Source organism: Nostoc parmelioides FACHB-3921 (genome assembly GCF_014696625.1).
Lineage (GTDB): Bacteria > Cyanobacteriota > Cyanobacteriia > Cyanobacteriales > Nostocaceae > Trichormus > Trichormus parmelioides.
The window spans coordinates 111,794-133,849 of sequence record NZ_JACJQL010000016.1 but is presented as its reverse complement, the minus strand read 5'-3'; the positions used below and the strand labels follow the sequence as shown (position 1 = coordinate 133,849).

16 protein-coding genes and 1 pseudogene are annotated in these 22,056 nt (G+C 41.5%); 13 read left to right on the top strand and 4 right to left on the bottom strand.

What is annotated here, in order from left to right:
• From H6G14_RS13675 to H6G14_RS13645, 7 genes and pseudogenes are all read left to right on the top strand, one after another.
• A pseudogene (locus tag H6G14_RS13675) lies at positions 1–168 on the top strand (photosystem II D2 protein (photosystem q(a) protein)); the annotation flags it as partial.
• A gap of 557 nt (positions 169–725) precedes the next feature.
• The gene (locus tag H6G14_RS13670) at positions 726–1,007 is read left to right on the top strand and encodes a 4a-hydroxytetrahydrobiopterin dehydratase (RefSeq protein ID WP_190567925.1); all 282 of its coding nucleotides are present in this window, start codon (positions 726–728) and stop codon (positions 1,005–1,007) included.
• A 366-nt stretch (positions 1,008–1,373) separates the two neighbouring features.
• Positions 1,374–3,101: an iron uptake porin gene (locus tag H6G14_RS13665; RefSeq protein ID WP_190567924.1), complete on the top strand. Its 1,728-nt coding sequence runs from the start codon at positions 1,374–1,376 to the stop codon at positions 3,099–3,101.
• A gap of 176 nt (positions 3,102–3,277) precedes the next feature.
• Positions 3,278–3,715: an RrF2 family transcriptional regulator gene (locus tag H6G14_RS13660; RefSeq protein ID WP_010998683.1), complete on the top strand. Its 438-nt coding sequence runs from the start codon at positions 3,278–3,280 to the stop codon at positions 3,713–3,715.
• A gap of 147 nt (positions 3,716–3,862) precedes the next feature.
• Positions 3,863–4,825, top strand: a complete 963-nt coding sequence (cysK, locus tag H6G14_RS13655) for a cysteine synthase A (protein ID WP_190567923.1) — start codon at positions 3,863–3,865, stop codon at positions 4,823–4,825.
• A gap of 15 nt (positions 4,826–4,840) precedes the next feature.
• Positions 4,841–5,548, top strand: a complete 708-nt coding sequence (locus H6G14_RS13650) for a J domain-containing protein (protein WP_190567922.1) — start codon at positions 4,841–4,843, stop codon at positions 5,546–5,548.
• 204 nt (positions 5,549–5,752) lie between these two features.
• The gene (locus tag H6G14_RS13645) at positions 5,753–6,625 is read left to right on the top strand and encodes a 6-carboxytetrahydropterin synthase (protein ID WP_190567921.1); all 873 of its coding nucleotides are present in this window, start codon (positions 5,753–5,755) and stop codon (positions 6,623–6,625) included.
• A 120-nt stretch (positions 6,626–6,745) separates the two neighbouring features.
• On the opposite strand, the gene H6G14_RS13640 is transcribed toward H6G14_RS13645, so the two are convergent.
• From H6G14_RS13640 to H6G14_RS13625, 4 genes are all read right to left on the bottom strand, one after another.
• Entirely contained in the window at positions 6,746–7,798 is a 1,053-nt protein-coding gene (locus H6G14_RS13640; protein WP_190567920.1) for a tellurite resistance TerB family protein, read from the bottom strand.
• A gap of 409 nt (positions 7,799–8,207) precedes the next feature.
• Entirely contained in the window at positions 8,208–9,449 is a 1,242-nt protein-coding gene (locus tag H6G14_RS13635; protein ID WP_190567919.1) for a BaiN/RdsA family NAD(P)/FAD-dependent oxidoreductase, read from the bottom strand.
• Positions 9,450–9,585: 136 nt separating this feature from the next.
• Positions 9,586–9,750 (bottom strand): rubredoxin, encoded by a 165-nt coding sequence (rd, locus tag H6G14_RS13630; protein ID WP_190567918.1) that lies wholly within the window; start codon positions 9,748–9,750, stop codon positions 9,586–9,588.
• Positions 9,751–10,067: 317 nt separating this feature from the next.
• The gene (locus tag H6G14_RS13625; protein ID WP_190567917.1) at positions 10,068–11,147 is read right to left on the bottom strand and encodes an aromatic ring-hydroxylating dioxygenase subunit alpha; all 1,080 of its coding nucleotides are present in this window, start codon (positions 11,145–11,147) and stop codon (positions 10,068–10,070) included.
• A 497-nt stretch (positions 11,148–11,644) separates the two neighbouring features.
• Here H6G14_RS13625 and H6G14_RS13620 point away from each other — a divergent pair, with 497 nt between their 5' ends.
• From H6G14_RS13620 to H6G14_RS13595, 6 genes are all read left to right on the top strand, one after another.
• Positions 11,645–13,984 (top strand): WD40 repeat domain-containing protein, encoded by a 2,340-nt coding sequence (locus H6G14_RS13620; RefSeq protein ID WP_190567916.1) that lies wholly within the window; start codon positions 11,645–11,647, stop codon positions 13,982–13,984.
• 1,048 nt (positions 13,985–15,032) lie between these two features.
• Positions 15,033–15,239 carry a hypothetical protein gene (locus H6G14_RS13615; RefSeq protein WP_190567915.1) on the top strand — a complete coding sequence of 69 codons (207 nt, stop codon included), beginning with the start codon at positions 15,033–15,035 and terminating at the stop codon, positions 15,237–15,239.
• A 383-nt stretch (positions 15,240–15,622) separates the two neighbouring features.
• A complete protein-coding gene (gene namA / locus H6G14_RS13610) occupies positions 15,623–16,690 on the top strand; it encodes an NADPH dehydrogenase NamA (protein ID WP_190567914.1) in 1,068 nt (355 codons plus the stop codon).
• Positions 16,691–16,830: 140 nt separating this feature from the next.
• Entirely contained in the window at positions 16,831–17,001 is a 171-nt protein-coding gene (locus H6G14_RS13605) for a hypothetical protein (protein ID WP_190567913.1), read from the top strand.
• Positions 16,988–19,009, top strand: coding sequence for an ATP-binding protein (locus H6G14_RS13600; protein WP_190567912.1), 2,022 nt, complete (start codon positions 16,988–16,990; stop codon positions 19,007–19,009). The genes H6G14_RS13605 and H6G14_RS13600 overlap by 14 nt, the downstream gene beginning before the upstream one ends.
• Positions 19,002–22,010, top strand: coding sequence for a PAS domain S-box protein (locus tag H6G14_RS13595; RefSeq protein WP_190567911.1), 3,009 nt, complete (start codon positions 19,002–19,004; stop codon positions 22,008–22,010). The genes H6G14_RS13600 and H6G14_RS13595 overlap by 8 nt, the downstream gene beginning before the upstream one ends.
• Positions 22,011–22,056 lie beyond the last annotated feature (46 nt).

The window sequence follows — 22,056 nt, the reverse complement described above, 5'->3', positions numbered from 1 at the left end:
TTCGTTTCCCAGGAATTACGGGCAGCAGAAGACCCAGAATTTGAAACCTTCTATACCAAGAACATTTTGCTGAACGAGGGTATCCGCGCTTGGATGGCTCCTCAAGACCAACCTCACGAAAAATTTGTATTCCCCGAAGAAGTATTACCTCGCGGTAATGCTCTCTAAGCATGATTTAAGATTCATCGCTTGCCATTGTGTTAAAACCTCCGCCAAAAAGCGGGGGTTTTTCTTTTTTTGGTCGATTCTTCAGTTGACTATGGACTAATCTCTAAACTTGTATGTTATATTGAGCGAAGGTGAAAACCCAGAGATAAATTCTCTGCCTTTTTGAGACTAAGACCGTTTAGGCAACAAGGAGGTGATGCCCATGATAGAAAGTAGTAAAAGCATGGGTCATCAGGTTGCAGTTAGCCGGCTGTGTGCCGGGGCTGTTCTCTAAAAGTTAGCCTTAGTCTTTTCGAGACTAAGTTAGCTCCAAAAGCTAGGCTAAAGCTCGGAGTTCCTTCCGGCAGTCTGGTTGCAACCTGAAGACCCGCTAGACCGCTCTGACTTAGATTATCCGATCTAAATCAGAGCGGATAGTTTTTTATGGGTGAATTTTCAGATATTGCTGCATACAACTACCTTCTTCTTGTCTTGTTTCGGCAAGAGAAGTTTGCGATATCAAAAAATGACAAGGTGACATAGCCATACACGTCTTTTGAACATAGGAGATTTGACCAATGGCGCAACTACTAGGCGATGCAGAAATTCAGTCACAAGCTAGCAAACTATCTGGGTGGACGTTAGAGGGTTCTAAGTTGCAGACTACCCGCAAATTCAAAGACTTTATTGAAGCGATCGCATTTGTCAATAAGCTGGTAGAACCGGCGGAATCAGCTGGACATCATCCAGATATAGAAATCTCTTATAACAAAGTCAAAGTTACACTAACAACCCATGATGCAGGTGGTTTGACACAAAGAGACTTTGATGTAGCAGCAACGATTTCCCAAATCAACTAATCATTTTTTGATGGTGCTTGGAAGCTACATACACCAATGTATAACTTTCGGTACACAGGGAGTTGTACATTAGATACTCCCTTTTGTAATCTAACTACGAATCAGTGTGACAGTTAATGAGGCGATCCCTCCTATCTTGCCATACAGTCGAAATGCTCTATAATAATCAGCTATATGGGTACGTTTTTGCATAAGTTAATTGCATTAATTTTTAACACTAAGTTAATCAATCATCAGCTTGGCAAAAACTAAAATTGTAATAGTGGCAACTATGCCTCATCAAAAGATTTCAATAAGATGTCACATTTTTGAGAGTAGCTGCAACAAGAACAATTATCTATACAAGGTGTGAGGAGAAAAGTAAAAATGTCTAATCTATTGTGGAAATCCCTAGTGGTTAGCCCTGCTGTTTTAGGCGCAACACTATTAGTGTCGTCAGCAGCGATCGCAGCTACAAATGCAACTACAGAATTATCAGTAACAGAAACAGTAGTACCTACTGAACTAGCTCAACAACCAGAAATTGTGGCTCAAGCAGCCCCAACAACCGAAGATACAAAGGTTATTGACCAAGTTAACCGCTACAGCAACGAAGGTAAAGGTAACGCTCAAAGCCAAGTAACTTCCGTTTCTCAGTTTTCTGACGTACAACCAACCGATTGGGCGTTCCAAGCATTACAGTCTTTGGTTGAGCGCTACGGTTGTATTGCTGGTTACCCTAACGGTACCTATCGCGGAAACCGTGCTTTAACCCGCTATGAATTTGCGGCTGGTTTAAACGCCTGTTTGGATCGCGTCAACGAACTGATTGCTACAGCAACAGCAGACCTAGTAACCAAGCAAGATTTAGCTACCTTACAACGCTTACAAGAAGAATTTTCTGCGGAATTAGCAACCCTGCGCGGTCGTGTAGATGCTTTAGAAGCACGGACTGCGGAATTGGAAGCTAACCAGTTCTCTACAACTACAAAACTAGTTGGTGAAGCTATCTTCGCGGTTACCGATGCTTTCGGTGAAAACACTGGCGACGCTAATAACACTGTTTTCCAAAACAGAGTTCGTCTAGGCTTGCAAACCAGCTTCACAGGTAGAGATGTTTTAACCACCCGTTTAGCGGCTGGTAATGCAACTGGCTTTGATTTTAGAGATAACAATAACAACTTTATTGATGCTGGTGGTCAAGGACTACAAACTTTCCAAGTTGGTAGTACTGGCAACAATAGTGTAGAAATAGACCGATTGACCTATGAAGCACCCTTTGGACCAGCTCAAGTTTACCTTGCAGCTAGTGGTGGACGGCATAGCCATTATGCAGCAGTAAACAACCCCTATTTCTTTGACAAGACTGATGGCGGTAACGGCGCTTTATCTACATTTTCCTCGGAAAATCCCATCTACCGCATTGGTGGTGGCGCAGGTATCGCCTTCAACGTGCCTTTCGGTCAAGGCGGTAGTATCTTAAGACCTAGCTCTTTGACCGTAGGTTATTTGGCCTCGGATGCTAATAACCCTGGCCCTAATACCGGTCTATTTAACGGTGACTACGCTGCTTTAGGTCAGTTGAACTTTAGTGTAGGCGATCGCTTGGCGTTGGCTGCAACTTATGTTCATGGATATCATGGTGCAAGTGGTAGCGCCTTATTTGACTCTGGAGCAGATGGTGCCATTGTAGGTAGTTCATTAGCCAATAATAATAGTTTTCTTAATGCTTCTTCCAGCAACTCCTACGGTTTGTCTGCGGCATTCAGACCTAGCGATAAACTATCAGTTAGCGGCTTTGTATCTTACAGCGATGTCACAGGCTTCGGTGCAGGTGATGACAGAGAAGTTTGGAGCTACGGTATCGGTGTAGCATTGCCTGACTTTGGTAAGAGAGGTAACGTCCTGGGTATCTTCGCAGGCGCTCAACCTTATGCACGCGGTGTCCAAGCTGGTGCTAATGAAGTTCCTTACCAAGTTGAAGGTTTCTACAAATATCGCGTATCTGACAACATCTCCATCACCCCTGGTGTAATCTGGTTGACTAACCCCGGTCAAGCCAGCAATGCAGATGATGCGATCATCGGTACTCTAAGAACAACCTTCACTTTCTAAGCTATTAAAAACTTCTAGAAAGTTGAATATAACTGGAACCCCGCTACTGAGCGGGGTTTTTTGCTGTCTTTAGCAGTAATGCACAAACCCTACTGCTTAACCGGAGTATACTAGAGTAAGTTAGGACTAAACACTTAACGCTCTATTCATAATTATTCACCACTCACTTATTGCTTGTGGAACTATCGTGTAAATCAGAATACGCAATTCTTGCCTTACTAGAAATGGCAACTCATTACGACAGTGGCGAACCTATGCAAATTAGGCAAATCGCCGCTCAACAAAGCATACCCGATCGCTATCTAGAACAACTATTAGCGACATTAAGGCGCGGGGGTATACTCAGAAGCCAACGTGGGTCAAGAGGCGGCTATTTTTTAGCCCGCGAACCCCGAAAAATTAGCATATTCGAGATATTGGAATGTTTGGAAGGGTTAGAGGTGAAGACTAGTGAAGAAAATCTCAAGTCTCAAACCTTAGATGCTTCTGTGATAGAAGAAATTTGGCAAGAAGCGCGTCAGGCGGCAAATTCCGTTTTGAAAAAATATAGCCTACAGGATCTTTGTGAAAAAAGAGATTCTCGAAGGCAATTGGATGTGATGTATTACATTTAGTCGATAGTCCATAGTCAACAGTCCAGAGTTTAGAGATTGTGGAGTAAACACTGGGATACGGAAGAATAATTAATGACGAATCACTATTGACTAATGACCAATGACCAATGACTAATAACTAAATAACTAATTAAATAAGGAAAAATTATGCGGGTTGCTCGTAACATTACAGAACTTGTTGGTCGTACACCTTTAGTACAGCTAAATCGTATTCCTCAAGAGGAAGGATGTGTAGCTCAGATTCTTGTGAAGATGGAAAGTATGAACCCATCATCATCTGTGAAAGACCGAATTGGGGTGAGTATGATTAATGCAGCTGAACAGGAGGGGTTGATTGCTCCTGGGAAGACTGTATTAGTAGAACCCACATCGGGAAATACAGGGATTGCTTTAGCAATGGCAGCAGCCGCCAAGGGTTATCGCTTAATTTTAACGATGCCAGAAACCATGAGTGGTGAGCGTCGGGCTATGTTGCGGGCTTATGGAGCGGAGTTAGAATTGACACCGGGAATGGAGGGAATGAGTGGAGCGATTCGCCGCGCGCAGGAGATAGTGAATACTACCCCTCATGCTTATATGTTGCAGCAGTTCCGCAACCCAGCGAACGTGAAAATACATCGGGAGACTACCGCCGAGGAAATATGGGAAGATACTGATGGTCAGGTAGATATGATTGTCGCAGGGGTGGGTACAGGTGGTACGATCACAGGTGTAGCGGAAGTGCTGAAAGCCCGTAAACCAAGTTTTCAGGCGATCGCAGTTGAGCCTGCCAATAGTCCAATTTTATCTGGAGGCAAACCAGGCCCCCATAAAATTCAGGGAATTGGTGCGGGATTCATCCCCCAAGTGCTGAAAACACAATTGATTGATGAAGTGATAACAGTTACAGATGAAGAAGCGATCGCTTACGGTCGGCGTTTAGCTAGAGAAGAAGGGCTATTGTCTGGGATTTCCAGTGGTGCTGCTTTGTGTGCAGCCATCCGCGTAGCTCAACGTCCAGAAAACGCAGGACGCTTAATTGTATTGATTCAGCCGAGTTTTGGAGAAAGGTATCTCAGTACACCATTGTTCCAAGACCTAGAAACAAAGGCAACAGCTAGCATTAGCTAACGTAATTTTGGATGAATGGTCGATTCTAAAAAAGATTCAAATCACTACGAAACTCTCAAAGTCAGCCCTAAAGCCAGCCAAGCGGAGATCAAGCAAGCTTATCGCCGCTTGGTAAAATTATTTCACCCGGATAGTAATCAGGAAACAGCAGATAAAGAGCAGATTATCCGAATTAACGCAGCTTATGAAATTTTAGGCGACAATCAAAGTCGCCTCAATTATGATGAGGAACTGCGGGATAAATCTCAGAAATTCAAAGGCGATCGCCTACAGCGTACTGCATCAGCACAAAAAGAATATCAGGTAAAACGTAAAAGCGGCAAAGATGCTGATGAACAGGTAGAAGAATGGCTACGCTTGGTATATCAACCAGTCAATCGTTTACTTTGTACTATTCTCAGTTCATTGGAAGAACAGATTGAGGAACTAGCTGCTGATCCCTTTGATGATGAACTATTAGACGAGTTTCAGGAATACTTACAAACTTGTAAAGACAACTTCAAGCAAGCCCAAACAATTTTTCGCTCTCGTCCCAACCCTCCTAGTATGGCCAGAGCCGCCGCGCACCTTTACTACAGCCTCAATCAAGTAGCAGACGGAATAGAAGAATTGGCTTACTTCCCCTTAAACTACGACGATCGCTATTTACACACAGGTCAAGAATTATTCCGTATCGCCACAAGATTGCACTGCGAAGCTCAAGCATCTGTAAGCAGTCATTAGAGATTAAAGAATATTTCCTGTAATTCTTTTCACCCAGTCCCCAGTCCCTAATCCCCAGTCTCCAGCTATATCTCAATTTCTCAGTCTGACATTCGTTAATTTGATGGATATGGATAGTATTCCCTTAACTACAGACAAAGAAATTAGTTTATGCTGGAAAGAGTGAAAGATTAAGAAAGTTTAAATTTTGCTCCCAGTTTACTCATGCAATGTATTGTAAATCGCCGCGCTCAGTTTTCGGCTAGCCATCGCTATTGGTTGCCAGAACTGAGTGAAGCCGAGAATATTGAAAAATTTGGTGCTTGCTCTCGATTTCCTGGGCATGGACACAACTATGTCATATTTATCTCCCTGGCTGGAGAACTAGATGAATATGGCATGGTGTTGAACTTGTCTGATGTGAAACAAGTAATCAAGCGGGAAGTTACCAGCCAACTGGACTTTTCCTATCTCAACGATGTGTGGGCAGAATTTGGGCAGACTTTGCCGACTACAGAAAATATCGCACGGGTTATCTGGCAGCGACTAGCCTCTCACTTGCCTTTAGTCCGTGTGCAGTTATTTGAACATCCTGAACTTTGGGCAGATTATCAAGGAAACGGAATGGAAGCTTACCTCACTATCAGCACTCACTTTAGCGCCGCCCATCGGCTGGCTCATCCCAATCTTAGCCAAGAAGACAACACAGAAATTTATGGTAAATGTGCGCGTCCCCACGGTCACGGACACAACTATCATTTAGAAGTGACAGTCAAAGGCGAGATTGATCCACGCACCGGTATGATTGTCGATTTAGGTGCTTTGAATCAGGCGATTGAAGATTATGTTGTGGAACCATTTGACCACACATTTTTGAATAAAGATATTCCTTACTTTGCTGAGGTTGTGCCAACGGCTGAGAATATCGCTCTATACATTAGTAACTTACTGCGATCGCCCATCCAAGAACTAGGAGCCAAACTTTACAAAGTTAAGCTGATCGAGAGTCCAAATAACTCCTGTGAAATATACAGCACAGATTCAGAATCGAACACTGTCAATACAGCAAAACCAGAACCGATTTTAGCGCGGATCTAATTGTTTCAGTGTTTACGGGATGTAGAAAACTTCCTGTGGGAAAAATACAAACCAAAATCAAGTAAGGTGAGTCTCCAACTTCGCCTTCGTTGGAGACTCACGTTTATTAAGAGTTTGCTATTAAGTAAACTCTATAGTTTCTACAAACCCTAAAATGTTTTCTTTAATGTTCTGAGCTTCTTCTTCAATGGAGGTAGGCATATCTCCATTAAAAAAGCTACGCTGGTTGCTAACTATATACAGAAAATCATCTTTAATAAAGGAAATCAAACCTCGATAGGCGTTCAATCTAGTAATAGTACCGTTGTTCTCGGCTTGGGAAATTGTTGAGCCATTAGGCATATCTACCAGGGCATAATAATAGCCTAGTGTCTCATTTTCTTGATATTCTGTATACTTAACTTCCGCGTTGGGTATATTATTCAAAATTGCCTGTGGTACATACTTTTCAACCATGATTGAGCGGAGATATTCTTGTTTTTCCGTAGAGTCAAATTCCTCTAATTGTTCTGGAGGTATGGGATAGTAATCAATTCTTAATAAAGTGCCGAAGTCATCTGAGAAACCAACTACACCTTCTTGACTTTGAATTTTACCGCCTTGTTCGGCATCAACGGGAATGGGTACAGTGAAGTTACCCAAGGGTGATTCGTATACCTCATCAGAGTAATTTTCTACTGTGAGAATATCATCGTCTTCATCTAAGTAATCTTCATTTTCTAAATCTTGGAAGGCTGCTGTTACCTCTTGGATGATTTCTTGGGCTTCGTCTTCTTCCAGCTTTAATGCTACCTGAAGCTTTTTGAGATAAGCCTGTTTCTCTTGGGGAACTACTAGCTGTTCTTCGTCTAGCAGCATAATGACCCCACCTGCAAAACCATCCCAGACTAATTCATCGGTGAGGGCTTGACTCGCTGCATTAAATAAAGCCCCGACTCCCTCATCTTCGACGATGGCTATGAGTTCATCGACCGTTTCAATAATTTCATCTTCTGAATATTCAGCGAAAACTTCAAATTCCCAAAGTATGCCGGCGATACTTTCTGCATCTATCTCCTCAATATTAGAATCAGCAATGGCGGTAACGACAGCGATCGCAGCAACTGCTTCTTCCGGGCTGAGTGATTCTTCTATGGTCTTTTTTGAGTTAAAGACCTGATCGTAACTAGTCATAAGTGTTACCTCTAGCGAAACGCGAGTTTACACAAAACTGGAGACTCCTATAACAATAGGAAGAAGAAAACGGGCTTTTCATCTACAATGTTTGGTATTTGTCCAATCATCGCAAATCATTAGTACCATAACCCTGGAATTTGAGCCTCTAGCAATTGAGTTATTTATATTAATAAACTGCGATCTCTTAGTTGCATATTTACCTATATTTACAAAGCGATCGCTCTTAAATTAATCTTTCTTGCAGAGAATATTAGTAACTAGTTATCGATCAACGTGATTAGGTTAAGAAATATAGATATAGCTGTTGACTGTTGACAGTTCACAGTCAACAGCCCTTATTAGTAGTTATGCAATTTAGACGGGCATCAGCTTAATCTCAAATAGTCATCCTACATTCAAGCCCTGACTAATCAACACTATTGTTGCCTATAGCTGTTCCTGCCAAGTAACCTGTTGTCCAAGCACTTTGAAAATTAAATCCACCTGTAACACCGTCAATGTCCAAAATCTCTCCAGCAAAGTAGAGATTTGGCACTAGTTTACTTTCCATTGTTTTGAAATTAATTTCCTTCAGATTCACACCGCCACAGGTAACAAACTCTTCTTTAAAGACTCCTTTACCATTAATTAAATATTGTCCTTGAGTGAGTTCTTGAACTAGCAGATTTAAGGTTTTATTGGATAATTCTGCCCAGCGTTCATCTGTAGTGATGCCGACACGAGCAATGATATATTGCCAAAGACGGTGTGGTAAATCAACGCCGCGATGTAAAGCGATCGCCCGCTTTCCCCATTCATTTTTTATTGCTAGGATATTTTGCCGTACTTGTTCTTGAGAAAAATCGGGCAACCAATTAACTGATAAGGTTGCTTGATAATGTTTATCATGTAGCAATCTTGCGCCCCAGGCGGAAAGCTTGAGAACAGCCGGGCCACTTAAGCCCCAATGAGTGATTAACAAAGGGCCAGTTTGTTCCAGTGGTGATGCACCATCAACACATAACCGCAACCGCGCTGGGTTAACGCTAATACCTGCTAACGCCCGCAACTTAGCCTCAGAAATATTAAAAGTAAATAGTGATGGAACTGGCGATTCAATATGATGTCCCAATTCTTGGGCTATTTGATAGCCGACACGACTGCTACCCGTAGCTAATAATAGGCGATCGCATTTGATGATCTTTCCCGACCTGCAAAAAATCTCAAACTTACTTCCCTGTGACTGTTTAATTGATGCAACAGCCACTCCTGTTAATATTTCCACCCCTGCGGCTGTGGCTGCGTTCATCAAACAATCTACAATCGTTTCCGAACTGTCTGTGATGGGGAACATCCGCCCATCAGCTTCAGTTTTTAAACGCACACCTTGGGTCGCAAACCAATCTACTGTATCTTTAGCCTGAAAGCGTGCGAAAGCGCCCCGCAAAGCTTTACCACCTCTGGGGTAATACTGCACTAACTCATTTGCATCAAAACAAGCATGAGTCACATTACAACGCCCACCGCCAGAAACACTCACTTTCGCCAGTGTTTGACGACTGGCTTCAATTAACGTAACTTCTGCTTGGGGGTTAACTCTAGCACAAGCGATCGCACCAAAGAATCCTGCGGCCCCGCCGCCCACAACTACAATTTTTGAAGGTAGCAATTTTCCAACTTTCTTTTCTAGATCACCTACTTTCTAGGCTAGTACAGCACGGTGGAAATAAATTTCTTATTGTCAATCTTTCAAAACCTCTGGACACAAGATTTTGAATTTTGCGTAACCCTTATCGTACTTATTTTTACAAATCTGCTGGTTCAAATAAATCTTTTGTCGCACCGCAAACCGGACATACCCAGTCTTCTGGGATATCCTCAAAGGGCGTACCCGCAGCTATACCACTATCTGGATCACCAACCTCTTGATCATACTCGTAGCCGCAAACAGTACATACATGAGTTACCATAGCCTTCCCCTGAATGATTATTGGGATGGCTTTTAATATACAAGTAACGCCTCAAATAAAAATCTACAATCGAACATAAAAATATTTCATCTCTAGCTTTTGATTTCCCAATAGAGGGTTTATCAGCCTCAAGTCTGGCATGATTAAAATAATTGGTGTCAATTTATACGATTTTAATTTTTTTTAGTCGTTATACTCATCTCTAGGTTCTACCTGGGAAATCTGAAGTGGCTTTGCCACTTCTTTTTATGAGTGCAATTACCTGGCTGAAAAAAGTAAAAAGTCATGATAGATAACTTTTTACTTTTTATCTTTCTTTAATCGTTAGTCAATTCATCTCGCCATTTAGTCTGAGTTTCCTTCGCCTCTGTCTCAGGCGATCGCGCTAACAGCCAAGTCTTCCACATCAAAGGTTTTTGTAATTCCACATGGTTGATTAATTGCATAATCGATTGATCTACTTTGATGGGATTTCTTAAATTAAACTGCATAGTCTGCAAAATGTTCCTCTCATCACTGATTAATTCCTGTACCAAAGAATTACTCAGCCATAACATCAAACGATTAAATAACCAACCGAACAGACCTTTACGTTGCTTGATAAAAAATATAGTTTGTACTTCTACCTGTTCCCCTGGAATTAACCGTAAAGCCAACATAAGATAGCAACGGCGTAAGTCTGTTCCTACGGTTAAAGTGAATGTACTGCCATACCAATAGCAAATACTATAAATAGGATTTTTGTATAAAGGACGAAAGACTTTTTTAAACGGTAAATCATGATATTGTCGTTTATATTTACTAAAAATAATGGCATTTTGATTTAATTCCTGTTTTTCAAAGCCAATATCTAAAACCTGGACTCCTTGAAAATATTGAGTATCAATAGCATTCAACATCATGAGATGAGGATGGCAATTTATCACAAAACTAGAACCGAGAACAGCCTCGTAATCCTGAAACTCTAACTCTGGAACGAATGGTACAGATTCTCGTGGGATTTCTCCAGTCCAAACCCAAATTATCCCGTACTTCTCTACTGTTGGCCAAGTTTTTAACTTGAGGGAAAGAGGTTCATCTAAACATGGAATTTCCACACATATTCCATCAGCATTAAATTTCCAGTGATGGAAAGCACAGCGTAATTCATTACCTTCAACAATACCTTCCCCCAAGTGAGCGCCCATGTGTGGACAGTAGGCATCACAAATAACTACTTGTTGATCTTGTCCACGATAAATTACTAGTTTTCTACCCAAGAGAGTGATAGATTTAACTTCATTGATTCCTAAATTATTAGATGGTATTAACCAATACCATCCCTCAATAAAACGTTCTGAATTATTAAAAATTTTCGGTTTATGAGTAGCCTTGATATGCGGAGAGTTTGCATCCATTTGAGGTTTCACTGACAGTGAAGCATTTACCTTAGAAATAGCATGGATATATTGCAAAAACAGTTATTTTGAGTACTGGCTTCAATAACCAAATTCATGATTAAGTAAATCAGTATAGACAAATTTAACTACGTCCTGGCGATCGCACACATTTTTGTAGAGAGGATAACGACGCGCTCAAGTAAAAATTACATATTAAAAAAGAAGCATTAAAGGCAAAAATTCATGATTTTGCGGAGTTTGGTATCATAATCTCAGAGTTTAAGTAAAATAGCTCTTGATTTCTGCAATATTCCCAACTCCTACATTCTTACTGATTATTATTATGTCTTACGACAGTAAAGTTATCTAGAAGTAGTAGGATGAAAGTATATAGTGATTATTGCATTAGACGATAAGATTGGCCGATCTATCAGGTATAGTATGGGCCATGCTTGACGAGAAGCTCACATAATTTTCTTGTAATACTAATGTGATTGATTTAACAGGAAACCCCTATGGAACCAGGGTTAAGATTACTAATTCAACTAGTACTAGAGTTTGCTCCTGTGTTTGTAAATATCATTCACAAGAGGAGCGAAGAAAGTCTAACCACAGCTAGATACCAAGTTCCCAATTTAATTCAAGGATTTCTCGAAACAATCAATAATATCAATGACATTGATAATTCAAATCAGAGTCTTGAACAAGAAAAACTTTGGCAGCAGCAATTGGTGGCTTATCAACGGGAAACACAAGCCCAAATTGCCAACCAACAGAGAGAGACGGCGTTAAAGCTACCAGAAGTTAACAAAATTCTTGATAGTTGGCCCTTAAGGTTATATCCATCACAAATTTTAGAATCCCATCATAGTTATGGACGTAAACCTCTAAAAGTTTTTATTGCACCTCCAAAAATCCATTTTGATAAATTCGATAATCAAGTAGAAACTTATTCTGAAATTGAGTTAATGCTGGCGGAGGGTTTACGAGAGTTTATCAATAAAAATTACCCTCTCCACAGTCCCACTAGACCGATAGAATTTTTAGCAGGAGCCTGGGATAGTAAAAGATTTCATAGTGAATCAAGTATCAAAGCTTTGTTTGGGATGTTAAAAACAGAGCCAATATTAATTTTAGAGTCGGAAAATGATGGAGATTATTTAAATTTTCGGATTGCTTATTGGGGCTTGACTCAGGGAACATACTACTATAAAACTATTTCTCGCCTGCCTTATAAAGCAATCGTTCAGAATTCTGCTAAAAATCGAGCTTTAGAGTGGAAAAGAATTAGAGATGAACTGATAGAAATAGGTGTAGATGTAGAAGAAATTAATGAATTCGGACAAGATAACGTTTTTAATTTAGCAATTTTAGAGAAAACAGAGAAATGGCAAGCAAAAGGTATTGATATTAGTAAATTATCTTTACAGTATCGAGTCAATCAGCAAGATATTGAACAACTTTGCCAAGTGCTAATCACTTGTCATTCTCTAGTTACGGCTTGGGTAGCGGATATTTATCATCTGGGGAATCATGATGTACCACCTCTACTACCAGAATTGTTACCAAGTTTGCTCAAAGATGCGATTGATGTACAATCACTGCAAACGATCGCCACAAGTTACAAGCAAGTTTACGAAGCTTTAGAAAAAGAACGACTTTACTGGATACCAGAATTATCTGTGCAGTTAGCCCAGAGTTTAGCCCACCTACCAGATAGTTCTTGGGCGCAAGCAGAGGTTGACTACTCCATCAACGCATGGTTAGAACTGCGTCAAGTTTCATTACAGCAATTCACTAGTCCCTTAGAGGCGATGCAGTCAGCCCTCAAGATAGAAGACGAAGAATATATCCAAAAGCTCAGAGAATATTTTACGGCCATAGGCGATCGCCACAGTTTAGAATCTGTAGAGAAACTGCTAGAAGCGATCGCCACCCTCAAATACAAACGTAGCCTAGAATACCCAGACCTCACCAAAACAATCACAGGACATTCAGGTAAAGTCACATCTGTGGATATTAGTATTGATGGCGAAGTTCTAGTTAGTGGCTGTACAGATCAAACAGTTAATATCTGGAATTTTCCCACTGGTAAACTCATCCGCACCCTCACAGGTGATTTAGGAGAAGTTTCCTCGGTAGCTATCAGTCCCGATGGTAATTTTCTCGCCGTTGGTAGCGGTGTACATCCCAGAAGTAACGTCAAAGTCTGGCATTTAAAAACAGGTAAACTACTCCATACCCTCTTAGGACATCAAAAACCTGTAAACGTAGTAGTTATCAGTCCAGATGGGCAAATTTTAGCTAGTGGTAGTAATAAAATTAAAATCTGGAACCTACAAAAAGGCGATCGCATTTGTACCCTTTGGCACTCCTCCGCCGTTCACGCCGTAGCCATTAGTCCAGATGGTACAATCCTCGCCAGTGGTAGTTCCGACAACAAAATTAGGTTGTGGAACCCCCGCACAGGCGACCCTTTACGTACTCTCAACAGCCATGATCAGGAAGTAAAAGCGATCGCCATCAGTCGAGATGGACAATTTTTATTTAGTGGTAGCGGCGACACCACCATCAAAATTTGGCATTTAATTACAGGCCAAATTCTGCATACTTTAACTGGACACTCAGGCGACATTCAATCCCTCACAACCAGTCGAGATGGACAATTTTTATTTAGTGGTAGCGGCGACACCACCATCAAAATTTGGCGCATTTCCACAGGCGAACTACTACACACCCTTACCGGACATTCAGCATCAGTTAATTCTGTAGCTATCAGTCCCGATGGTAATTTCCTCGCTAGTGGTAGCGCTGATCAAACCATCAAAATTTGGCAGATTGATCAAATACAATGAGCTAAATTCACTCCGACAAAAAACATCATGTTTATCCCCATCTTTATTGCAACAAAAACTAAAGCATCACTAGCATGGCTAAGATTAAATTTCATTGATCACCTTTGATTCTCCCATACCGCTTGGGCAAATCTTGACAATTGGTCTGTGGACTAATCGCAATCCTTTCTAGGATAGGGTATATTTATTTGATGTAATAGCTTTTCCTTCTGGAAAGCAAACTGCCGGGTAGTGTCTCGGCGTTGGTCGGTTACAGTTTTGTACAGACACGACCACAAAAAGTTAATGTCATCAGGAGCATCTGACGTATTTGACACACCATTTGCTATTTTTATGATTTAGGACAAGAATTACTCTTGTCCTTTATTTTTGGCAAATTTTTGTAGCCAAAATTACAGTTTTCTCTAGCAATATCACTAAATCTTAATATCCCCTTGTGTTTTTCTGGAATCTATGCGAATCTCATATTTGTTTAATACGGTAAACCCATAGATTTAGTGTACTATACTAATATTAAATTGCTAAATAGATATTCGGCTGATCATGGAACTTGACGTTGAACCAGTTAGGAGGCTTACGTTCTACTTATAGCTGGTGAACTCGAAGAATTTGGCAGCTTGGAGTTCAGGTAATTTTAGCCAACAATGGAAAACTATTTTACCCCTGGTATCCTTGTAGGAACAATTTTTCCCCACAAAAATACTAAGATACATCGTATTTTAGATTAATAAAATACGTGGAAATATCTGGCAATGCTAGTTTAAATTACCAAGTATTTACCTTAAAAAAATGGCAGACAATGAGCAGTTTTACCTAAAAATATATTTACTAATAATAACTAATATTATTCGCTAGTTAAAATATATGAAAAAGGATGTAGTATAGAGTCTATAAAAAATAATTTTCTTGTTAAAGACCGTTTTTGATTTCTATTTACAAACATATTATTTCAGGTATTAACATTAATAAAACATTAAATTAAAAAATATTGAAGAGGAAAAGACTGAAGAAATAATTAATGTTTTTTGTAGTAAAGGAGACGGCTATCATGTTCTTTGGACAAGTTGAAAGAGAACTATTATGGGTAGAAGTTCATTCACATTGGCAAAACACAAAATTACCAGATAATTTACAGTTAAAAATTGATCAAGGACAAGGCCAACAAGATATTTGGGAATGTAGTTGTGAAGATATACAGGAAGCATTAACAAAGCAGAAGCCGTTCTCAATGAAAAAATTCTATAGCCAAGGATGAAGGCGGGATTTGGGGAAGACTCAGGATGTTACTCATGGCTTTGGATATGTATGTTGACAGTTGACAGTTGACAGACTTAAAAGCCTTGTTTCGTCAGGGTTTTATCCTGGCTTGATATCCTAATCTATGTGACTACGGCTATAACTTCCTTTTTTGGGGACTTCCAGAAAATAAATTATTCAATGGGTCAGAGCAAATATGATCATTGTATTATTCCTCCCCTGCTTCCCCTGCTCCCCCTGCCTCCCCTGCTTACCAAAGCGATTGTATATTTTTTTAGTTGGAAGTCCCTTGAGGGTATCCCCCAAAAAAGCCTTCTGTCTCCTACAACCTTGAATATTGCCAAATTTCTTTCACCTAGCAAGAGAAGGAATTAATAACTAATGACTCATCTATTTGAACCACTAAGAATTCGTGAAGTTACTTTTCGCAACCGCATCGCCTTATCGCCGATGTGTCAATATTCCAGTACCAATGGCTTTGCTAATGACTGGCACTTGGTTCATTTAGGTTCTCGTGCAGTTGGTGGAGCGGGCTTGGTAATGACCGAAGCGGCGGCGGTGGAAGCTCGCGGACGAATTAGCCCCCAAGATTTGGGAATTTGGTCGGATGCACATATAGAAGCTTTGGCGAGAACCGTCGGCTTGATTCATAACTTTGGTGCAGTAGCGGCTATTCAACTAGCCCATGCAGGGAGAAAAGCCAGCACCTCTAAACCCAGCAAAGGGGGGAAATTTATAGATGAGTTTCAAGAAGGTTGGCGACCTGTGGTATCTAGTAGTGCGATCGCTTTTAGTAAAGAAAGCCCGGTACCTGAAGCCTTAAGTATTGAAGGTATCCAGCAAGTTATTCAAGCTTTTGTCCAAGCCACCAAACGTTCCCTGCAAGCTGGATTTAAAGTTATAGAAATTCATGCAGCCCACGGCTATTTATTACACCAATTTCTTTCTCCCCTAGTTAACCAACGCCAAGATAATTACGGTGGTAGCTTTGAAAACCGTACCCGTCTATTACGAGAAGTAGTTGAGGCTGTGCGAGAGGTATGGCCAGAGTCATACCCCTTATTTGTACGCCTCTCTGCCACGGATTGGGTAGATAAAGGATGGGATATTGAACAAAGTATTGCCATCAGCGACAAACTAAAATCTTTAGGCGTAGACTTAATAGATTGTTCTTCCGGTGGGGTTATACCAGGTATTAATATACCTGTGAAACCTGGATATCAAGCTCAGTTTGCCGAACGTATCCGTAAAGAAGCCAATATCCCTACGGGGGCAGTAGGTTTAATTACATCCCCAGAACAAGCCGACCAAATTATTCGCTCTGGTGTCGCCGACATAGTCCTATTAGGACGTGAACTCCTCCGCAATCCCTACTGGCCTCACCTAGCAGCGAAAGAACTAGGACACGAGAAACACTGGCCAGTTCAATATGACCGCGCTTGGTTGTAATTTTAGTGCTGAGAGTATCTTTACCCTTACACTCCCATACCCTTAAACCCCTGTTTAAAGCAGCTTAACTTTATCGTTATGCTGCCATTTTTTTTGGGAAGACTAGTCTTGATAGTAAATTCATATATTCTTTAAATTTTATGACAATAACTCTTCTGTGGGGAAGTGCTAGGCACTTCAGACAAAAGGCAAGACAGCAACTAACAGAAAGTGATGCTGTTGTGTTCTTCGGTGAAATTAATCACTGTGTTGGTTTGATAGTAGCTAGTTTGCAAAGCGCTTTAGGTGAGGTGTTGTATGTCCGCAATTAACCTCAAAAAGATTTTTAGCAAAAAAGAGTTACCTTTACTCCTGCAAAACTTAGTTGAGCAACTCAAGGTAGCAATTGATGTGGAACTAGTAGACGGCACAAAACTGCTGAGTATTGGGGAGCAAACTTCACAATCCAGACATTCAATTGAGGTGTCAGGAGAAATCATCGGTTGGGTTGTTGGTGAAGAACAATCCAGCATAATAGCTAGTTTGCTGTCATTTTTGGCAAAACAGGAAGCAGAGAAGAAAGAGCTGGCTAAAGAATTGTTGGAGCGATACCAAGAAATTGATTTGTTTGAGGATATCTCCACTCAACTGACTAGAAGTTTGGATACTAGACAGATTGCTCAACTCGTACTTAAAGAATTAAGTCAACTGATGGAATCGTCTGCGGGGATCATTCTGCTCCTCAGCCCAGATAAAACTGCCTTTGAAACTATTGCAGAATTTGGGCAGCTTTTTGGCCAAAATCAACCGCAACCAGGCCAGGGAATTATTGGCAGCATTGTACAATCTGGTCGGGCAGAACTGATCAATAATTTACCAGCCGATCTGCGGATAGATGAGCAAAAGAACGTCAACGCAATGATTTGCGTACCCTTGCGAGCAAAAGATCGGATATTGGGAGCGATCGCCATTGGTACAACCAAAACCGAAGCCTATAAAGCTGAACACCTCAAGCTTGTGAGCATTTTTGCCTCACAAACTGCGATCGCCATTGAAAAAGCCTTGCTTTATGAACAAAGCACTCAAGCCACCGCCCAAGCAAAAGCCCAAACAGAAAAACTTCAGCAAGCTCTCCATGAATTGCAATTAGCACAAACAAAGTTAATCCAAAGTGAAAAAATGTCCAGTTTGGGGCAACTCATGGCCGGAGTAGCCCACGAAATCAACAATCCAGTTAACTTCATTTGTGGGAATTTGAGGTACGTTGCTGAATACGCCAAGGATCTACTACACCTACTGCATGAGTATCAGAAATTCTTACCTTTGGCTCCGTCAGAGATGGAAGTAGATTTAGAAAATATTGATCTGGAATTTATCAGGGATGATTTGCCCAAATTGCTGGATTCCATGAAGGTTGGCACAGATCGCATTGTAGAAATTGTCAAATCCCTGAAGAATTTCTCCCGCCATGACGAAGCGGAAATGAAAACCGTCAATATTCAAGATGGCATCGACGGGACGCTAATGATTCTCCGCCATCGTCTCAAAGCTGGCCCTAATTATTCAGAAATTGAAGTCATTAAAGATTATGCCCAACTTCCTTTAATTGAGTGCTACCCAGGACAGTTGAATCAGGTGTTTATGAACATCTTGGCAAATGCCATTGATGCTTTAGAAGAGTTAAGAGTCAACGACCCTAAATTATTGACTATGGACTCTGGACTTTTGACTAAACCCCAAATCACCATTCGCACCGAAGCCCTAGACGATCAATGGGTGGTGATTCGCATTGCCGACAATGGCTCAGGTATCAAGGAAGATATCATTGGACGCATCTATGATCCCTTCTTCACCACGAAAGAAGTTGGGAAAGGAACTGGGTTAGGCATGGCCATCAGCCACCAAATTATTGTAGAGAGACATCATGGAATTCTCAAGTGTCGTTCTCAACCAGGTCAAGGTACAGAATTTTGGATTCAAATCCCAATCAATTGTTCAGCAATGGAAGTAGCTAAAGAGCAAAATCGTCTGATTCCTGACCTGAAGACTGCAACCTTAACAACCCCTACAAGCGAATTATCCCCAACTGCTGATGCAGACGGTTTCATTCCCTCCACAACTCCCACCTTCAAACCAACAGAATTGCTGCTCCGCCATACTCAACTGATCCGTCAACTTTCCGAACAGAACCCAGGCGTTGATACTGCATCCTCTGAGCAAATTTACCAAATTTTTCAACGTAATCCAATTTCGTTAAAACTTTACGCCACCTTGTTGTCCTGGTTCTGTTGTTCTAACCCTACACCAATCAATCACCAAGGAAACCACAACCATGTCTAGCCAACTTGATGAATGTAATCGCCTCCTTTGGGAAAAATGTCCTGTTGGTCTGGTATTGTGGCGAAAAAATGGCGCGTTGATTAATGTGAATCCCAGTTATGCTGACATTTTGGGGAGAACTGTCCCAGAAACCCTCAACTTAAACTACTGGCAGATTACTCCTGAAAACTATCTCGCCTCCGAGAGAACCATACTAGAGAAACTAGAACAGACTGGTTGTCACGAAGCCTATGAGAAGGAGTATCTTCACAAGGATGGACACTTGGTTCCCGTCAAAGTTTCCACTGTGGTGATTGAGAAAAATGGCGAGAAACTGATGTGGTCGAGTGTCGAGGACATTAGCAGCACCAGACAAGCCCAAAAAGAACGCCAACAATCGGAAAAAATCTTGAAACAGAGCGAAGCACGATACCGCTCTCTAGTGACAACTAATACACAAATTATTTGGGTCAGTTCACCAGAAGGAATTTGCTTTGAACTCAAAGACTGGATTGCTTACACAGGACAAACTTTAGCGGAAGCTGAGAACGGAGGCTGGATTGATGCTGTTCATCCCGATGATCGGGGCTACACCGGAGAAGCCTGGGGTATTGCTGTAGCCAACCGCAGCCAATACCAAATTGAATACCGGATTCGTGGCAAGGATGGCAATTATCGCTACTTTTGGGTCTGGGGCGCTCCCGTTATCGAAGAAGATGGTGATGTCCGGGAGTGGATTGGCACCTGTACAGATATTCACGATCGCAAGTTAGCAGAAGCCGAAAATCAACGTTTGAAGGAACGATATCGCTCTTTGGTAACTGCTAGTTCCCAAATTGTTTGGGGTACAACCCCAGAAGGATGGGGAATCAGTAGCGAAATGCTCACTTGGATAGCTTATACAGGGCAGAGTGAAGCGGAGGTTGAGGGTTGGGGTTGGCTTGATCCCATTCACCCCGATGACCGTACCCGTTCCTTGGAAGCCTGGAATGCGGCTGTAGCGACGCGCAGTATTTACCAAACCGAATATCGGCTACGGGGTAAAGATGGCACTTACCGTTACTTCTCGGTTTGTGGTGTTCCTGTCTTAAAACAAGATGGCAGTATTCAAGAATGGATTGGCACCTGTAGCGACATTCATGACCGCAAGCTGGCAGAAATGTCTCTACGACAACTCAATCACCAACTGGAAGCCAGAGTAGCAGAACGGACGGCAGCACTGCAAAATACCCTAGCTGAAGCCCAAGGATTAAATGCCATTTTAGATAACTTAGCGGATGGTTTGTTGGTAGTAGACACCACAGGAAAAATTACCCATTACAATCCTGCCTTTTTAGCTATGCACGGATTAACAGCCAGCACCCTGAATGGACATTATCAGGAACTACCCATATTCGGTTTAGCAGATTTGATTGAGCGCACTCGATCTCATCCTGGAGAGGTGTTTGCTGCTGATGTAGCACTGGCAAAAGACCGCATTGGGCAAGCCGTAGGGACAGCCATCTTTAAGCGGACAGACACCAAGGAAGTTGCCGCTTGCTTTGGTTCAGCGCTGTTGATTCGGGATGTAACGGCGGAAAAAGAAATCGACCAGATGAAAACTGATTTTATCTCCACAGTTTCCCACGAACTCAGGACACCACTAACTTCTATCCTTGGTTTTGCCTCCATTATTCAAGAAAAACTGCAAAAAGATGTATTCCCCATCCTGTGTAGCGAAGATCGTAAACTGCAAAAAACAATCAAGCGGGTGGGTGACAATCTCAATATTATTGTGTCGGAAGCAGAAAGACTCACATCTTTGATTAACGATGTGTTAGACATTGCCAAGATGGAAGCAGGTAAGGTGGAATGGCAAATGCAGCCTATCGACCCTGGTGAGTTATTGGATTGGGCGGCTACTTCCACAGCCGCATTATTTGAAACTAATGGTCTACAGTTGCTCACAGAAATTGAATCTGGGTTGCCGCAAATAATAGGCGATCGCAATCGTCTATTACAAGTCCTGATCAATTTAATTTCTAATGCCGTTAAGTTTACTGAATTTGGCTCTGTTACCTGTCGTGTCAAACAAGACAAAGATGGTGTATGTATCAGTGTCATTGATACAGGTGTTGGTATTGCTCCAGAAGACCAGCCTAAAGTATTTGAGAAATTCCGCCAAGTTGGTGATACCCTCACCGATAAACCAAAAGGTACAGGGTTAGGACTACCCATCTGTAAACAAATTGTCGAACATCATGGCGGCAGAATCTGGGTGGAAAGTAACCCAGGTAATGGTAGCGTCTTCTCTTTCCACATTCCCATCTACGCTAGCAATCACAAAACCAATGCTAATCTCAATCTGGATGCCCTAGTCAGACAACTGAAAGAACACGTCATCACTGCCAACAAAGTAGGCAGCGAAAACCGCAAAACCATTCTGGTTGTTGATGATGATGCCAACATTCGAGAACTACTCCGTCAACAATTAGAAAACGAAGGCTACAACGTTCGGGAAGCCAAGGATGGTATGGATGCGATTCATCAAATCAAAATATCCTCTCCTGATTTGATTGTTCTAGATGTGATGATGCCCCAAATCAACGGTTTTGATGTAGCTGCTGTTTTGAAAAACGATCCCCTAACCGCAGATATTCCGATCATCATTCTTTCAATTGTGGAAAATAAAGAACGCGGTCACCACATTGGGATTGATCGCTATCTCACCAAGCCCATAAATACAGAAGAACTTCTCAATGAAATTGGCTCTCTCCTTTCCCAGGGCATTTCTAGTAAAAAGGTTTTGGTTGTTGATCAAAACGCGTCAACTTTAAAAACCATATCGGATGTATTGCAAACTCAGGGATACAACGTGATTGAAGCCTCAGATCCCCAAGAATGTATCCATAAAGCCCTGTCAGCTAAACCGGACATGATCATCATCGATTCTATCTTCTCTCAAGAAGCCGACTTGGTGAAAACTCTCAAGTTTGAAAAGGAGTTAGAGAATGTATTCTTCATCATGCTCTCAGATCGTTAATCATTTCAGGACGAGGGTAAACGAACAAGCTGTTTTGAATTTTGAA

Bases quoted from the DNA above. Each gene is read 5' to 3' on its own strand.
- H6G14_RS13605 (WP_190567913.1), top strand. From the start codon at position 16,831: ATGACAATAACTCTTCTGTGGGGAAGTGCTAGGCACTTCAGACAAAAG.
- H6G14_RS13625 (WP_190567917.1), bottom strand. From the start codon at position 11,147: ATGGATGCAAACTCTCCGCATATCAAGGCTACTCATAAACCGAAAATT.
- H6G14_RS13670 (WP_190567925.1), top strand. From the start codon at position 726: ATGGCGCAACTACTAGGCGATGCAGAAATTCAGTCACAAGCTAGCAAA.
- H6G14_RS13665 (WP_190567924.1), top strand. From the start codon at position 1,374: ATGTCTAATCTATTGTGGAAATCCCTAGTGGTTAGCCCTGCTGTTTTA.
- H6G14_RS13640 (WP_190567920.1), bottom strand. From the start codon at position 7,798: ATGACTAGTTACGATCAGGTCTTTAACTCAAAAAAGACCATAGAAGAA.
- H6G14_RS13595 (WP_190567911.1), top strand. From the start codon at position 19,002: ATGTCTAGCCAACTTGATGAATGTAATCGCCTCCTTTGGGAAAAATGT.
- namA (WP_190567914.1), top strand. From the start codon at position 15,623: ATGACTCATCTATTTGAACCACTAAGAATTCGTGAAGTTACTTTTCGC.
- H6G14_RS13620 (WP_190567916.1), top strand. From the start codon at position 11,645: ATGGAACCAGGGTTAAGATTACTAATTCAACTAGTACTAGAGTTTGCT.
- rd (WP_190567918.1), bottom strand. From the start codon at position 9,750: ATGGTAACTCATGTATGTACTGTTTGCGGCTACGAGTATGATCAAGAG.
- H6G14_RS13645 (WP_190567921.1), top strand. From the start codon at position 5,753: ATGCAATGTATTGTAAATCGCCGCGCTCAGTTTTCGGCTAGCCATCGC.
- H6G14_RS13615 (WP_190567915.1), top strand. From the start codon at position 15,033: ATGTTCTTTGGACAAGTTGAAAGAGAACTATTATGGGTAGAAGTTCAT.
- H6G14_RS13650 (WP_190567922.1), top strand. From the start codon at position 4,841: ATGGTCGATTCTAAAAAAGATTCAAATCACTACGAAACTCTCAAAGTC.
- H6G14_RS13600 (WP_190567912.1), top strand. From the start codon at position 16,988: ATGTCCGCAATTAACCTCAAAAAGATTTTTAGCAAAAAAGAGTTACCT.
- cysK (WP_190567923.1), top strand. From the start codon at position 3,863: ATGCGGGTTGCTCGTAACATTACAGAACTTGTTGGTCGTACACCTTTA.